15 protein-coding genes are annotated in these 15,503 nt (G+C 62.1%); 1 reads left to right on the top strand and 14 read right to left on the bottom strand.

Annotation, left to right across the window (positions count from 1 at the left end; genetic code table 11):
* The first annotated feature begins 65 nt into the window (after nt 1–65).
* Entirely contained in the window at nt 66–611 is a 546-nt protein-coding gene (locus tag BM160_RS03105) for a DinB family protein (RefSeq protein WP_092000241.1), read from the top strand.
* Nucleotides 612–698: 87 nt separating this feature from the next.
* Here the strand turns inward: BM160_RS03105 and mnhG are convergent, their stop codons facing one another.
* The 14 genes from mnhG to BM160_RS03035 form a co-directional block, all read right to left on the bottom strand.
* Nucleotides 699–1,070: a monovalent cation/H(+) antiporter subunit G gene (mnhG, locus tag BM160_RS03100; RefSeq protein ID WP_092000238.1), complete on the bottom strand. Its 372-nt coding sequence runs from the start codon at nt 1,068–1,070 to the stop codon at nt 699–701.
* Nucleotides 1,067–1,345: a K+/H+ antiporter subunit F gene (locus tag BM160_RS03095; protein ID WP_092000233.1), complete on the bottom strand. Its 279-nt coding sequence runs from the start codon at nt 1,343–1,345 to the stop codon at nt 1,067–1,069. Before BM160_RS03095 ends, mnhG begins: the two co-directional genes overlap by 4 nt.
* Nucleotides 1,342–1,830: a Na+/H+ antiporter subunit E gene (locus BM160_RS03090; protein WP_092000231.1), complete on the bottom strand. Its 489-nt coding sequence runs from the start codon at nt 1,828–1,830 to the stop codon at nt 1,342–1,344. Before BM160_RS03090 ends, BM160_RS03095 begins: the two co-directional genes overlap by 4 nt.
* On the bottom strand, nt 1,827–3,539 hold the full coding sequence (locus BM160_RS03085) for a monovalent cation/H+ antiporter subunit D (protein WP_092000228.1): 1,713 nt from the start codon (nt 3,537–3,539) through the stop codon (nt 1,827–1,829). Before BM160_RS03085 ends, BM160_RS03090 begins: the two co-directional genes overlap by 4 nt.
* Nucleotides 3,536–3,910, bottom strand: coding sequence for a Na+/H+ antiporter subunit C (locus tag BM160_RS03080; protein ID WP_092000225.1), 375 nt, complete (start codon nt 3,908–3,910; stop codon nt 3,536–3,538). The genes BM160_RS03085 and BM160_RS03080 overlap by 4 nt, the downstream gene beginning before the upstream one ends.
* Nucleotides 3,910–6,855, bottom strand: a complete 2,946-nt coding sequence (locus BM160_RS03075) for a monovalent cation/H+ antiporter subunit A (RefSeq protein ID WP_092000223.1) — start codon at nt 6,853–6,855, stop codon at nt 3,910–3,912. The genes BM160_RS03080 and BM160_RS03075 overlap by 1 nt, the downstream gene beginning before the upstream one ends.
* A 133-nt stretch (nt 6,856–6,988) precedes the next feature.
* Nucleotides 6,989–7,456 (bottom strand): ComEA family DNA-binding protein, encoded by a 468-nt coding sequence (locus BM160_RS03070; RefSeq protein WP_092000221.1) that lies wholly within the window; start codon nt 7,454–7,456, stop codon nt 6,989–6,991.
* Nucleotides 7,457–7,584: 128 nt separating this feature from the next.
* The gene (gene rfaD, locus BM160_RS03065; RefSeq protein ID WP_092000219.1) at nt 7,585–8,592 is read right to left on the bottom strand and encodes an ADP-glyceromanno-heptose 6-epimerase; all 1,008 of its coding nucleotides are present in this window, start codon (nt 8,590–8,592) and stop codon (nt 7,585–7,587) included.
* A 123-nt stretch (nt 8,593–8,715) separates the two neighbouring features.
* The gene (gene rfaE1, locus BM160_RS03060; RefSeq protein WP_092000216.1) at nt 8,716–9,663 is read right to left on the bottom strand and encodes a D-glycero-beta-D-manno-heptose-7-phosphate kinase; all 948 of its coding nucleotides are present in this window, start codon (nt 9,661–9,663) and stop codon (nt 8,716–8,718) included.
* 111 nt (nt 9,664–9,774) lie between these two features.
* Nucleotides 9,775–10,920: a lipopolysaccharide assembly protein LapB gene (gene lapB, locus BM160_RS03055; protein WP_092000214.1), complete on the bottom strand. Its 1,146-nt coding sequence runs from the start codon at nt 10,918–10,920 to the stop codon at nt 9,775–9,777.
* On the bottom strand, nt 10,910–11,206 hold the full coding sequence (locus BM160_RS03050; RefSeq protein ID WP_092000211.1) for a LapA family protein: 297 nt from the start codon (nt 11,204–11,206) through the stop codon (nt 10,910–10,912). The genes lapB and BM160_RS03050 overlap by 11 nt, the downstream gene beginning before the upstream one ends.
* A 61-nt stretch (nt 11,207–11,267) precedes the next feature.
* On the bottom strand, nt 11,268–11,582 hold the full coding sequence (locus BM160_RS03045; protein ID WP_092000208.1) for an integration host factor subunit beta: 315 nt from the start codon (nt 11,580–11,582) through the stop codon (nt 11,268–11,270).
* Nucleotides 11,583–11,654: 72 nt separating this feature from the next.
* The gene (gene rpsA / locus BM160_RS03040) at nt 11,655–13,340 is read right to left on the bottom strand and encodes a 30S ribosomal protein S1 (RefSeq protein WP_092000205.1); all 1,686 of its coding nucleotides are present in this window, start codon (nt 13,338–13,340) and stop codon (nt 11,655–11,657) included.
* A gap of 168 nt (nt 13,341–13,508) precedes the next feature.
* A complete protein-coding gene (locus BM160_RS03035; RefSeq protein WP_092000202.1) occupies nt 13,509–15,500 on the bottom strand; it encodes a bifunctional 3-phosphoshikimate 1-carboxyvinyltransferase/cytidylate kinase in 1,992 nt (663 codons plus the stop codon).
* Nucleotides 15,501–15,503: the final 3 nt, after the last annotated feature.

Below are 15,503 nucleotides of genomic sequence, written 5' to 3'. Positions count from 1 at the left end.
TTGAGTGAAAAATGGCGCTAGCCCAATCAGGGCGGGCGCAAGAAGCTATTAATTCAGGAGTCATCATGCTCGATGTGCTGCGCGAAAACTACCGCCTTCTGGCCCGCTACAACCGCTGGATCAATCAGCGCCTGTACGCGGCCTGCGAGACCTTGAGCGATGCCGAGCGCAAGCAGGAACGCGGCGCTTTCTTCGGCTCCATGCACCGAACCTTGAACCATGTGCTGCTGGCCGACCTGATCTGGCTGGGGCGCTTTGCCCAGTGCGGCCTTGACAACGGACTCGCCTTGCCCAGCCTGGACCCGGCGCAGCTAGCGCTGCCGCCCGGCAGCCAGCTTGATACGGTTTTGTATGAGGACTGGCAGACGCTGCGGGCCAGGCGCGAGCAGTTGGATGGCGTGATTGAAGCCTGGGTCGGCGAGATGCCAGAAGCGTTTACCCAGTTCAGCATGCGCTACAGCAACAGAATGGGGGTGCAGCGCGAGCACCCGGCCTGGCGGGCCATCACGCATTTTTTCAATCATCAGACGCATCACCGTGGCCAGCTCACCACCTTGCTCACGCAAGCGGGGGTGGAGGTCGGCCTGACCGATCTGATTGCGTTGCCTTGATGCTATTGAATTAATAGCTGGTGGCGCATGTCATCAAAGGGCTAGAGGCCTAAAAGACATGTAAAACAGGTGGCGTACCACTGTTTTTCAGGGATTGCGGGGGTCTGCTGGCAAGGGGCGGCTGATGTTGGGCGGTACATCCTTACCCATCTTGCGCGCGCGAAACAGGCTGGCGCGCATCAGGAAAATCGTGGTGATGGGCGTGGTGATGGCAATCAACAGGGCAATCAGAATCGGGTGCAAGGCCAGCTCCCCGGCTTGCAGCGAGAAGAACAGCACGCTGCCATAGACGATGCACCAACAGGCGCTGGTGGCGATGATGGCGGGTGCGTGGACGCGTTCAAAAAATGTCGGCAGGCGCAGCAGGCCGATGGAGCCCAGCAAGGCCAGCGCGGCACCGGCCAGCACCAGCACGGCTATGGTGATCTCGGCCCACAGCGCCAGGTTTGGCGGGTTCATTCGATCACCTCCCCGCGCAGCAGGAACTTGGCCATGGCCGTGGAGCCGACAAAACCGAACAGGGCAATCAGCAGCGCGGCTTCGAAGTAATTGCTGTTGGCGTTGATCAGGCCCAGCACCAGCATGGCCAGCATGCCGTTGATGTACATGCAGTCCAGCGCCAGCACCCTGTCCTGCGCCGCCGGCCCCTTGAGCAGGCGCAGCAGCGTGCAAACCATGGCCAGCACCAGCATGAACAAGGCCACGGGCAGGGCCCAGGAAAGCAGTGGGGTCATTCAAAAATCTCCATCAGTGGGCGCTCATAACGGGACTTGATATGCGCGGCAATGGCTGCGGCGTCATCGACTTCCAGCACGTGCAGCAGCAGCATGTCGCGGTCCAGTGACAATTCGGCCCAGGCCGTGCCCGGGGTGCTGCAGACAATCATGGCCAGCACCGCCAGGGCATTGGGATCGCGTAGATCGAGTGGCACATGCACAAAACCGGCCGCATGGCGGCGTTTGCCGGGCATGAGCAGAAAACGCACCACGGCCGTGTTTGATTTCAGCGTGTCGGCGGCCACCGTGAGCATCAGGCGCAGCACCGCGCCGGGCCGGCGTATGCGCACCGGCAGTGGGCGCAGTCCACGGGTGAGCAGCGGAATGACCAGGGCCAGCAGCAAGGCCAGCAGCACGTGGGCCAGCCCCAGGCTATGGTTGAGCAACAACCACAGCACAAACAGCGCCAGCGACAAGAGCGGGGCGGGCAGCAGGCGCTTCATGGCGTCACCTTGAGAGCATCCTTGGCGGCCACCGGGGCAGCGGGGCGCTGCACCGGCTGGGCCGACATCACCGCCTGCACGTAGCTGGCGGGGGCGTGCAGCGCATCTGCGGTGGCTTGCGCATAGCGCATCACGGGGCCGGCTTGCACGGTCAGGGCCACGCAGGCCAGCAGCAGGCCGGCGATGGGCAGGCCTTCCATCACCCGCAATTGCGGCGCGGCGCGGTCGTAAGTGGCCCAGAAGTGAAAGATGCCAGCCCGTGTCAGCGCGATCAGGGCCAACAGGCCAGAGCCGATCAGCAGGGCGACCAGCAGCCAGTCCGTGATAGACGGTTGGTGCCCGGCGCTGGCGCCCAGCCCCTGTGGATTGAGCAAGGCGCTGAGCATGGCGAATTTCCCGACAAAGCCCGAGAGCGGCGGCAGGCCGGTGATCACCAAGGTGCAGGCCATGAAGGCCAGACCCAACAGGGCGACGGCGGCGGGAATCACGCGGCCGGTGAGGGCCTCCTGCTCGTCGTCCAGGTTCAGGCCGTCGGTGGGCACCAGTTGCGCGTTCAGGAAGGGGGCGTCGTCATTTTTCTCGTAGGGCGCCAGGCTGGCGCCGTCATTGCGCCAGCGCTCCATCAGGTCGGTGAGCAAAAACAGCGCGCTGACGGCCAGCGTGGAGCTGGGCAGGTAATACAGCAGGCCGGCGGTGAGCTGGTTTTGCCCAAAGCCGGCGACGGTCAGCAAGGTGCCCGAAGACAAAATGGCGCCAAAGCCCGCCAGGTAGCCCAGCCGCTGCGAACCCAGCATGCCGATGGCGCCAAAGGTCATGGTCACCATGCCGGCGCCTATCAGCCAGGCCCCGCCAAAGTGCGCCGAGTCACCGGCATCGGCGCCAAAGAGCAGGGTCCATAGACGCAAGATGGCGTAAATCCCGACTTTGGTCATGATGGCAAATAGCGCGCCCACCGGGGCGGTGGCCGCGCTGTAGGCCGGCACCAGCCAGAAGTTGAGCGGCCAGACGGCGGCCTTGATGAGAAAGGCGATCGCCAAAATGGCCGCCGCCGTATGCAGCAGGCCGCGGTCGGCCTCCAGAACCTGGGGAATGCTTTGCGCCAGGTCGGCCATGTTCAGTGTGCCGGTGATGCCGTAAAGCATGGATGCGCCGACCAGGAACAGTGAGGATGCGGCCAGGTTGATGGCGATGAAGTGCAGGCCGGCCTGCACCCGCGCGCGTCCCGAGCCATGCAGCAGCAGCCCGTAGGAGGCGGCCAGCATTATTTCGAAAAACACGAACAGGTTGAACAGGTCGGCCGTGAGGAAAGCGCCGCACAGGCCCATCAACTGGAGCTGGAACAGCGGATGAAAGTGCACGCCGGCGCGGTGCCAGCGGGCGCTGGCAAACAGCACCGAAGCCAGCCCGACGGTGCTGGTCAGTACCAGCATCAGCGCCGACAGGCGATCCAGCGCCAGCACGATGCCATAGGGTGCCGGCCAGTTGCCCAGCAGGTAAACGTCCATGGTAGCGCTGGCGCCCTGCCGGTTAGCCCAGACCAGCAGGGCGATGGACACGGCCAGCCCCAGCAGGGTGGAGACCAGGTTGAGCGCTATCTTGAGGCGCTGGTGCTCTTCGCGCAGCAGCAGCATGAGGGCGGCGGTGAGCATGGGCAGCGCGATGGGCGCCAGCATCAGGTGCGGCATGAGCGCGGCGGTGATGGCGTTCATGGCTGGTCCTGTTCTTGCGCGTCTTTGCTGGCATGGCTGCCGTCCACATGGTCGGTGCCCGACATGCCGCGCAAAGCCAGCAACACCACCAGGAATAGCGCTGTCATGGCAAAGCCGATGACGATGGCCGTCAGGGTCAGGGCCTGCGGCATGGGGTCGGCGTAGTGCGCCAGATCCTGAGCTACGCCGGGCAGCAGCACGGGCACCTTGCCCAGGGCCAGCCCGAGGCGACCCATGCTGAAGATGAACAGGTTGACGGCGTAGGACAGCAGTGCCAGGCCCATGATGACCTGGAAGGTGCGTGGTCGCAGCAGCAGCCAGACGCCGGAGCCCGTCAATACGCCTATGGCGATGGCCAGAACGATTTCCATCACACTTTCTCCTGTGAGGCGGCAGCCGCTTGGGCTTCTTGTGCTTCCTTCATGACATGCTCGTGATAGTTGTGGCTGCGTACCGACTGGTGGGCGATGGCCGTCAGGATCAGCAAGGTGGAGCCCACGACCAGCGAGAACACGCCGATGTCGAAGAAGAGCGCGCTGGCAATGTGTAGCTCGCCGATCAGCGGCAGCGTGAGGTGGGCGGTGTGGCTGGTCAGGAATGGAAAGCCCCAGCCCACAGCGCCCAGCCCGGTGGCCAGGGCAAACAGCAGCCCGATGGCAATCCAGCGGCGCGGATGCAGCGGCAGATGCGCTTCAACCCACTGCGTGCCCGAGATGATGTACTGCAGCAGCAGGGCCACCGACAGCACCAGTCCGGCGACAAAACCGCCGCCCGGCTCGTTGTGGCCGCGCAGAAAGAAGTAGAAGGCCACCATGGCGGCAAAGGGCAGCAGCAGCCGCACCAGCACGGCAGGCACCATCAGGTAACCGATGGCGGTGTCTGCCGCATGACGCGGGTTGAGCAGGTCGGTGGCCAGGTCGGGCGAAACGGCGCGCTGCTGCGCCGGCAGGTCCAGGGTTTCACGGGCCGGCCGGAAGCGTCGCAGCAGCGCATAGACCGTGAGCGCCACGATGCCCAGCACGACGATTTCGCCAAAAGTGTCAAAGCCGCGGAAGTCCACCAACATGACATTGACCACGTTGCTGCCGCCGCCTTCGCTGAGCGCGTGTTCCAGGAAGAAGGTCGAGGTGCTTTCGGGAAACGGGCGGCTCATCATGGTGAAGGCCAGCAAGGCCATGCCGACGCCGGCCGCGACCGCCAGCCCCAGGTCGCGCATACGGCGCCAGCGCGTGCTGCGTTGCTCGGCCCGGCTGGGCAAGCGCAGGCTCTCATTGCGTTTGGGCAGCCAGCGCAGGCCCAGCAAGATGAGGACCGTGGTGGCGACTTCCACGATCAGTTGGGTCAGTGCCAGATCGGGGGCGGAAAACCAGAGAAAGCTGATGCAGGTAGACAGCCCAGCGCCGCCCATCAGCGTGAGTGCCGCCATGCGGTGGTATTTGGCTTGCCAGGCTGCGGCCAGTGCGCACAGGCTGCCCAGCAGCCAGAGCAGCGCAAACGCCGGCGACAGCGGCAGTGACGTGCGGTTGCCCAGATGCAGGCCTTTGGCCCACAGGGGCAAGAGGCCGGCGAGCAGGGCTGCGCCTACCAGCCAGAGCATTTGCCATTGCAGACGCCGAGTGCCCAGCAGCCGCCGGCCCTTGCGCCCGGCCAGGGACAGCATGGCCAGCGCCGCCTCAAACAAGCGCTTGCCGTCAATCCGGCGCATCAAGGGCGGCGCGTCCACCGACCCGAAGGCGCGCTGGCGGCGCAGCAACAGGTAAAGCGCAATGCCACCCAGCATGGCCACCAGGCTCATGACAAAGGCCGTGTTCAGGCCGTGCCAGACCGCCAGGCTGAAGCTGGGCAGTTCGCCGCCGACCACCGGCAGCGCCGCGGCGTTGAGGTAGCGCCCTACCGCCCAGGCTGGAAACATGCCCACCACCAGGCAGGCCAGCGACAGCAGTTCCACCGGCACACGCATCCAGTGCGGGGGCTCGTGAGGCTGGCGCGGCAGATCGGTGGCCGGTGGGCCGAAAAATACATCCACGATAAAGCGCAGCGAATACGCCACGCTGAACATGCCGGCCACCGTGGCGGCAATCGGCAGCAGCATAGATACCAGGGGCGTGCTGTTGATGAACACGGTCTCGGCGAAAAACATTTCCTTGGACAAAAAGCCATTCAGCAAGGGCACGCCTGCCATGGCGGCGCTGGCCACCATGGCCAATGTGGCCGTCACCGGCATCATCTTGCGCAGGCCGGACAGGCGCCGGATGTCACGTGTGCCGCTTTCGTGATCCAGAATGCCGGCGGCCATGAAGAGCGAGGCCTTGAAGGTGGCGTGATTCATGATGTGGAAAACCGCGGCCACCGCAGCCAGCGGGCTGTTCAGGCCCAGCAGCAGGGTGATCAGGCCGAGGTGCGAAATCGTCGAGTAGGCCAGCAGTCCCTTCAGGTCGTTCTGGAACATGGCCGCATAGCCGCCAATCAGCAGCGTACACAGGCCGGCGCCACCGACCAGCCAGAACCAGGGTTCGGTGCCGCCCAGCACCGGCCACAGGCGGGCCAGCAAAAACACCCCGGCCTTGACCATGGTGGCCGAGTGCAGGTAGGCCGATACCGGAGTCGGTGCGGCCATGGCGTGCGGCAGCCAGAAGTGAAAGGGGAACTGGGCGCTTTTGGTGAGCGCACCCAGCAGCACCAGCACCAGGGCCGTCAGGTACAGCGGATGCTCGCGGACTTGCTGACCGGCAGCGAGCACCTGATCCAGCTCGTAACTGCCGACGATGTGGCCCAGCACCAGCATCCCGGCCAGCATGCACAGGCCGCCCGTGCCGGTCACGGTCAGCGCCATGCGGGCGCCACGCCGCGCATCCTTGCGGTGATGCCAGTAGCCAATCAGCAAAAAGGAAAAGAGGCTGGTCAGCTCCCAGAAAAACGCCAGCTGGATGATGTTGCCCGAAAGCACAATGCCGGCCATCGCGCCCATGAAGGCCAGAAAGAAGGCAAAAAAGCGCGGTACCGGGTCGGTCGGCGACATGTAGTAGCGGGCATACAGCACCACCAGCGAGCCTATGCCCAGAACCAGCATGCAGAACATCCAGGCGAATCCGTCCATGCGAATCACCAGATTCAGTCCCAGCGCGGGCAGCCATTCAATGGTTTGGCTCACTACGCCGCCATTGGCAATGTCAGGAAAGTACAGTGCCGCCTGTACCGTGCAAAACAGCGCAATCAGACCGGCCAGGGTGGACTCGGTGTTGCGTGCGTTGGCCGGCAGCACGGCAGCCAGAAGGCTGCCGAGGAAGGGGAGGAGTATGAGAGAAATCAGTGGCATGCCAGGATGATTCTACGGGTAGCACTTTGCAGTGCTTCATCGCCGAACATCGCTGGACTTGCCGAAACCTCTGGTGGCCCGGCTGGAAAACGAAAAAACCCGCCTAGGCGGGTTGTGAGCAAGACGGCTGGGTTTACTTTTTGGCTGCGCTGGCGGCGGCAGCAGGTTTTGCCATTTCGCCTTTCGCATCGGTTTTGGCTTCGCTCTTGGGGGCGGCAGCCATCTTGCCATCCTTGGCGCTATCTTTGGCTTTTTCGGCGACGGGTTTGTCTGTTTTCTTGGCGTCGGCTTTGGTGTCGGCCTTGGCTTTTGCCTTGGCATCGGCAGCGCCGGGGCCAGTGTAGGCGGCACCGCCGACAGTCAGGCCAGAGGCGGAGAAGTCGGCGGCCCGTTTTTCACCAACGCCTTTGACGCGCGTGATGAAGTCATCCCAGTTCTTGAATTCCGCTTTCTTGCGCTCGGTAATGATCAGCTTGCTGGTAGCGGGGCCTATGTGTTTGATGCTGTCGAGTTCGGCTTCGGTGGCCTTGTTGACGTCAACCGCAGCAAACGCCGCAATGATGGACATAGCCGCGAAAAACGCCAGGATTTTCTTGAACATGTGAAGACTCCTCAAAGGTTGAGATTGAATACAGACCCGGTCACCCTGGTTGACAGGATGAGTCTGATTAACGACCGGAGGAGGCAAGAGGTTGACTTGGCAGGCCTGTCTCTGGAAAAGGGAATACCCTAGGTAGACGCTTTGCCCAGGCTGTCCATGTAAGAGGCGACGCCACTCTGGACATTGGCAAACAGGTGCTTGCAGCCTGCGGCCCGCAAGGCGCTCAGGTCGGCCTGGGTATAGCACTGGTACTTGCCCACCAGTGCGTCGGGAAATGGCACATAGTCAATCAGGCCTCCGCGCACGGCCTCTTCCAGGCTCAGGGGCGCGGCATTTTCGGACTTGCGCAGGGTGTTGACGACCGTGAGCGCGACATCGTTGAAAGGTTGAGCCTGGCCGCTGCCGAGGTTGAAAATTCCAGAGGCTTGCGGGTGGTCCAGGAACCACAGGTTGACGGCAACAACATCATCGATGAAGACGAAGTCCCGCATTTGCGCTCCCGCGGCGTAACCACCGTATTCGCCAAACAGCTTGACCTTGCCTTCGGCGCGGAACTGGTTGAACTGGTGAAAGGCGACGCTGGCCATGCGGCCCTTGTGCTGTTCACGCGGTCCGTAGACGTTGAAATACCTGAACCCGGCGACCTGGGTGGCGGCGTTTTCAAACCGCGCACCAAGCTCGCGCCGCATGCGCTGGTCGAACAGCAGCTTGGAGTAGCCGTAAACATTGAGCGGCTTCTCGAATTCGGGTGACTCGCTAAAGGTGTCGGAGCCGCCATAGGTGGCGGCCGAAGAGGCATACAGCAGGCGCGTTCCCTGTTCCTGGCAGGCCTGGTACAAGTCGCAGGACAAGGTGTAGTTGTTGTCCATCATGTACTTGCCGTCAAGCTCCATGGTGTCGCTGCAGGCGCCTTCATGAAACACCGCTTCCACCTGGCCGAAAGCACCTTCGGCGAACAGGTCGTAGAAATCGTCGGCATCGACGTAGTCGGCAATCTGCAGGTCGGCCAGATTGCGGAATTTGTCGCCGTGGGTCAGGTCGTCGACGGCGATGATGTCGTCAATGCCGCGGGCGTTAAGCCCTTTGATGAGGTTGCTGCCGATAAAACCCGCAGCACCGGTCACAACTATTTTCATGATTCGCTCCTGCGGGTTGCAGAGAAGACTAACTTGCCTTGGCAAGTTATGTCGGAACTAGAGTCGGCGGTGCCGGTGACTACGATTTTCATGGTGAACTCCTGGGTCTCAAGGCGCTGGGCGTCAGTGTGCCGCAAACAGCTCGCTGTAGTTGACGGTGGCGGTACCGAATTTGCCCACCACGATGCCGCCGGCGCGATTGGCGATGGGCACGGCGTCGCGCAAGTTCATGCCGGCCGCGCTCATGGTGGCGAGTGTGGCAATCACAGTATCGCCGGCGCCGGTGACGTCGAACACCTCTCTGGCCAGGGCCGGCACGTGCAGCGCACCTTGAGCGTCAAACAGGGTCATGCCTTCTTCGCTGCGGGTCAGCAGCAGGGCTTGCAGGTTCAGCTCGGCGCGCAGGTTATGGGCCTTGAGGTGCAGGTCGGCCTCATCGCGCCAGGGGCCTATGACATGCTCCAGCTCGGCGCGGTTGGGGGTGATGACACTGGCGTTTTTGTAGCGCGCATAGTCCGATCCCTTGGGGTCGACCAGCACCACCTTGCCGGCGGCGCGGGCCTGGGCAATCATCAGCACGATGTGCGCCAGGCCACCCTTGCCGTAGTCAGAGAACAGCACGGCATCGTGCTGCGGATGGAGTTTTTCAAAGGTGGCGGACTGCGATGCCAGTACCTCGTTTTCCGGCGTGTTTTCAAAATCCAGGCGCAGCAACTGTTGCTGGCGCCCGATCACGCGCAGCTTGACGGTGGTCTTGAGCTGCGCATCGCGGCCAAAATAAGGCGTGATGCCGGTCTTGGCGACCAGGGCTTCCAACTGGTGGCTGGCTTCGTCGTCGCCGACCACGCTCAGCAGCGAAGCCTGCGCGCCAATGGTGACGATGTTGTAGGCCACGTTGGCGGCGGCGCCAATACGTTCTTCGGTGCGCGTCACACGTACCACGGGTACGGGTGCCTCGGGCGAGATCCGGTCCACCGCGCCGTACCAGTAGCGGTCCAGCATTGCGTCGCCCACCACCAGAACGCGGGCTTTCGAGATCTGTTCGGCTGATAGTTGTGAAGTTGTCGTCATGTCTTTGTTATTCAGGCAAGTAACAGCGTGGAACCGGCTTTGCCGGGCCACAACTGTTGCCCCTTGCAAGGGGGGAAGGTGCTACACGAAGTGAGCGTCCGACGGGGGTGTTCATAATTCTTCAATGCGGCGCGTCGGGTAGCTGTCCCAGGCCTGGCAGCCGGGGCAGTGCCAGAAATGCTGGGTGGCTTCAAAGCCGCAGGCGGCGCAGCGGTAGCGCATCAGGGGCTTGGTGGCCTGGTCCAGGGTGCGCTGCACCAGCGCGTGCTGTTGTGCATTGCCCAGCGGTTCGCCGGCAATCCATTTGCCGGCCGCTACCAGAGAGGTTTGGTGTTCCAGGTGCTGCAAATACCATTGCCGTGCCGCCAGCGGGTCTTGCTCCAGCTTGACGATGGCCTCAACCACATCAATGGAGGGCATATGTGCATAGCTGGCCTTCAAGTGCTCCAGCGCCGCCTGCTGTTGACCACTGCTGTGGGCGATATTGGCCAGCAGGCCGGCGGCCAGGGGCAGGCCCTGAGGAGCAATCTCTTCCAGCTTGAGCAAGCTCTGCATGGCGTCCTGGGGCCGGCCCAACTGGTGTTGCAGCTTGGCCAGGTCAATCAGCGGCCTGGCCGAGGCGGGCGCCATGAGTGCTGCGGCCTGCAAGTTGGCCAAGGCCTGGGCGGTATCGCCGGCGGCTGCCGCGGTGCCGGCCTGCTCGCACAGATAGTGCGCCTGCCGGGTGCTGAAACTGCCATGGCTGGAACTGCCCAGCCGGGCGGCAATTTCGGTCGCATTGGCCCAGTCGCGGGAGCGCTCATAAATCGACAGCAGCGCTAAGCGGGCTTCCTCTTCAAATGGCGTGCCTTCGAGCTTGCGCAGGGCGATTTCGGCACGATCGAGCAGGCCGGCTTTCAGGAAGTCCAGCGCCAGCGCATGCTGGGCACGGTCGCGCTCGGGCTGCGTCAGGTCGCCGCGCGACATCAGATGCTCGTGCACCCGCACCGCGCGCTCGTACTCGCCGCGGCGGCGAAACAGATTGCCCAGGGCAAAGTGCAGTTCAGAGGTGTCGGGGTCGTTCTGGACGGCCTCGATGAAGGCGTCAATGGCTTGATCCTGCTGTTCGTTGAGCAGGAAGTTCAGGCCTTTGAAATAGGCCTTGGGTGCCTGGCGGTTTTCAATGCGAAGCTGCCGCAAATCCAGCCGCGAGGCCAGCCAGCCCAGCGTGAAGGCAATCGGAAACCCGAGCAAGACCCAGGTGAAGTCAAATTCCATGGTGTAGCGAGGAAGGGTTGTCAGCCGCCGTAGTGGTGGTGCCGAAGGTGGAAGAGCCAGAATGGTGGCGTTGTGCTGTTTTGTGTTTTTTCCACCAGCGCGGCATCATGACAAAAACGCCCAGCGCTAGTCCGCAGGCGAAGGTGGCTAGAACCACCAGTACCAATGGCGCTTGCCACAAGGTACCAAAAAAGAAATGCACTGCAACCGTTTGTTGGTTATTCAGTGCAAAAGCAAATAGCGTAAAAAAAATGGCTGCTTTGAGCAGCCACATCAGGTATTTCACTGGCAGTCCCCCTAGTGGTCTGGCGATTGTAGCCAGCGCGCAGTAGGAAAACGCCAAGACCTTAACTGGATTTCGTGACCGTCAGCAATTCCTGGGTGCGGGCATCGACGGTTTCCCGCAATGCCTTGCCCGGTTTGAAGTGAGGCACCCGTTTTTCAGGGATGGCGACACTTTCCCCGGACCGGGGGTTCCGGCCCATGCGGGGCGGACGCCGGTTGATGGAGAAACTGCCAAAGCCCCTGATTTCTATCCTATGGCCGCGCACCAGCGCGTCGCCCATGGCATCAAGAAGCGTCTTGACGGCAAATTCGGCATCGCGGTGCGTCAGCTGGCTGAATCGGGCTGCCAGTTCTTCGACTAAATCGCTTCGGGTCATTCAGTTTTATCCGGTTGGGGGCAGAACACATGGACGGCATGGCCGCCTCATGTGCTTAGTCCCACAAGGACTTTACTTCTCGTTGCTGTCCAGCTTGGCGCGCAGCAGGGCACCCAGGCTGGTCAGGCCGGCGCTTTCGCGCGAGGACTGCTGGCTCAGGTTGGCCATGGCTTCTTGCTGGTCGGCGTTGTCCTTGGCTTTCACCGACAACTGGATGTTGCGGGTCTTGCGATCCACGTTCACCACGACTGCAGACACTTCGTCGCCTTCTTTCAGCACGTTGCGTGCGTCTTCAACGCGGTCGCGGCTGATTTCGCTGGCACGCAGGTAACCGATGATGTCTTCGCCCAGATCGATCTCGGCGCCCTTCGCGTCAACCGTCTTGACCTTGCCGGTCACGATCGCACCCTTGTCGTTGATGGACACGAAGGTGGTGAACGGGTCGGAATCAAGCTGCTTGATACCCAGGGAAATACGCTCGCGGTCGACATCGACTGCCAACACGATGGCTTCGACTTCCTGGCCCTTTTTGTAGTTACGAACGGCGGCTTCGCCGGTTTCGTTCCACGACAGGTCAGACAGGTGCACCAGGCCGTCGATACCGGCAGCCAGACCCACGAACACGCCAAAGTCGGTGATCGACTTGATCGGGCCCTTGACGCGATCGCCGCGCTTGGTTTCCACGGCGAATTCTTGCCATGGGTTGGCCTTGCACTGCTTCATGCCCAGGCTGATGCGGCGCTTGTCTTCGTCGATCTCCAGGACCATGACTTCGACTTCGTCGCCCAGGGCCACGAGCTTGCTAGGCGCAACGTTCTTGTTGGTCCAGTCCATTTCGGACACGTGGACCAGGCCTTCGATGCCTGGCTCGAGTTCCACAAACGCGCCGTAGTCGGCGATGTTGGTGATCTTGCCGAACAGACGCGTGCCCTGTGGGTAGCGACGGTTCACGCCCATCCATGGGTCGTCGCCCATTTGCTTCAGACCCAGCGAGACACGGTTCTTTTCGGTGTCGAACTTCAGGATCTTGGCCACGATTTCCTGGCCAGCCGTCACCACTTCGCTTGGGTGACGTACGCGGCGCCATGCCATGTCGGTGATGTGCAGCAGGCCGTCAATGCCGCCCAGGTCAACGAACGCACCGTATTCGGTGATGTTCTTGACGACGCCCTTGACTGCGGTGCCTTCTTTCAGGGTTTCCATCAGCTTGGCGCGCTCTTCGCCCATCGATGCTTCGACAACCGCACGGCGTGACAGCACGACGTTGTTGCGCTTGCGATCGAGCTTGATGACCTTGAATTCCATGGTCTTGTTCTCGTAGGGAGACAAGTCCTTGATGGGGCGGGTGTCGATCAGCGAGCCGGGCAGGAAAGCGCGGATGCCGTTGACCAGAACGGTCAGGCCGCCCTTGACCTTGCCGCTGGTCTGGCCGGTGACGAATTCGCCGGATTCCAGGGCTTTTTCCAGGCTCATCCACGAAGCCAGGCGCTTGGCCTTGTCGCGCGAGAGCAGGGTGTCGCCGTAGCCGTTTTCGACGGAGTCGATAGCCACGGAAACAAAGTCGCCGACCTGGACTTCAACTTCGCCCTGGTCGTTCTTGAATTCTTCGAGGGGAATGTACGCTTCGGATTTGAGTCCGGCGTTGACGACCACATGGTTGTGGTCGATGCGCACTACCTCAGCGGTGATGACTTCACCGGAACGCATCTCAGAGCGTTGTAGCGATTCGTTAAATAGGTCGGCAAAAGATTCGGACATGATTTTCCTAATCCACAGAACAGGGTTCCAGTAGCGAAATTGCTACTGTTTTTATAGCTGCTTGCGGCGGTTTGGTATGGTTTTGCGGTCAAACGGTTAGTAAGACTGCGGGTTACGTGAGAGTTCCTGCTGACCCTGGCGCCTCAGAAGAGGAATGCGCGTCGGGGGTCAGAAGGGCCGGGTACCTTGCCACCAGTCAATCACCTGAGCGACCGATTTTTCAATCGACAGTTCGGAGTTGTCCAGTAGCAGGGCGTCATCAGCAGGCTTTAAAGGGGCGGTTTGACGAGACATGTCTCTGTCATCGCGGGCCTCCAGATCTTGCTGAATCGCGCTGATTGTAACTGAATTTCCCTTTGAAATCAACTGCTTATACCGACGTTCGGCACGTTGCCGAGCGCTGGCGGTGAGGTAGATCTTGAGTGTGGCGGCAGGGAAAATCACGGTGCCCATATCCCTGCCATCAGCGACCAGTCCGGGCAGTTGCCGAAAGCTGTGCTGCAAATCCAGCAGCGCGGTGCGAACTTCCGGGTGAGCCGACACGGCGGAGGCCGCCATGCCGGCGGCTTCGCTGCGTATGGCCTCAGACACGTCCTCGTTGGCTAGGAAAATCCGGTCACCCTGAAAGCGGACCGGCAGGCTGCGGGCAATCCGCGCTACGCCGGCTCCGTCATCCAGCGCCACGCCGGCACGGCTGGCGGCAAAGGCGCTCAAGCGGTACAAGGCGCCCGAGTCGAGAAGGTGGTAGCCGAGCTGCTGGGCCGTCAGCGCCGCCAGCGTGCCCTTGCCGGAGGCGGTTGGGCCGTCGATGCAGATCACCGGAATCTGGGCGGTGTCCGCCTCAGTCACGGCAAACAGCGCTTCAAAATAGTCAGGAAAGGTTTTGGCGACGCACTTGGGGTCGAGAATCCGGATCGGTAGCTGCGCCGGGTTGAAAGCCGCCAGTGAAAAACACATGGCCACACGGTGATCGTCGTAGGTGTGAATGGCTGCGGTTTTCCAGTCGGCAGCTTGGGCCGGTGGCGTGATCTTGAGGTAATCCGCGCCTTCTTCCACCGTGGCGCCCAGCTTTTGCAGTTCGCAGGCCATGGCCGCAATGCGGTCGGTTTCCTTGACGCGCCAGCTGGCGATGTTGCGCAGCACGGTGGTGCCATCGGCATAGAGCGCCATCACGGCCAGCGTCATGGCTGCATCGGGGATGTGGTTGCAGTCCAGGTCAATGGCCTTGAGCGGCCAGGCGCCGCGTGAGATGCGCAGTGAGTTGGGCGTGCTGTCGATCTGCGCGCCCATCATGCGGGCGGCTTCCACGAAACGGATGTCGCCCTGGATGGAGTCCGCGCCCACACCCAGAATTTCTATGCTATTTTGGCCTGCAGCGCTTTCTGCAAGGGCACCAAGCGCTATGAAATAGCTAGCAGAAGAGGCGTCGCCTTCGATATGGATGTCACCGGGCGACTGGTATTGGCTGCCGGCAGGAATGGTGAAGCGCTGCCAGCCATCGCGTTGGACTTGGATGCCGAAACGTTTGAGCAGATTCAGCGTGATCTCAATATAGGGCCGTGAAATCAGCTCGCCTACCACCTCAATGCAGATGTCGCGCTGGGCCACCAACGGCAGCGCCATCAGCAAGGCCGTCAGGAACTGGCTGGAAACGTCGCCACGGACGCGAATGGGCGCATCCAGCTGCAACTGGCCGGGGCGCAGGCGCAAGGGCGGAAAACCTTCGTTGCCCAGGTAGTCAATGGCGCAACCCAGTTGCCTGAGTGCATCGACCAGGTCGCCGATAGGCCTTTCGTGCATACGCGGCACGCCCGACAGCTCAAACTCCCCGCCCAGCAGTGCCAGAGCCGCTGTCAGTGGTCGCATGGCCGTGCCGGCATTGCCCATGAACAGCTTGGCCTTGGGCGCGGCCAGCCGGCCACCCAGTCCGTCGATGACGGCGGTATTTCCGTCTTGCCTGACGCCGCAGCCCAGCTGCTTGAGCGCCGCCAGCATAACGGCGGTGTCGTCGGAGGCCAGCAGGTCGTGTACCGTGGTTTGCCCCTGACTCAGGGCGGCCAACAGCAGCACGCGGTTGGAAATACTTTTGGAGCCGGGCAGGCGAACCGTGCCTCCGGCCCTGGTCAATGGAGGAATATCCAGGAACTCTATATCGAACATGAA

Origin of the sequence: Polaromonas sp. OV174 (assembly GCF_900112285.1) — a bacterium.
Classification (GTDB): domain Bacteria; phylum Pseudomonadota; class Gammaproteobacteria; order Burkholderiales; family Burkholderiaceae_C; genus Polaromonas.
Note: the sequence above shows the minus strand (reverse complement) of the source record. Positions and strands in the feature narration are given on the sequence as shown.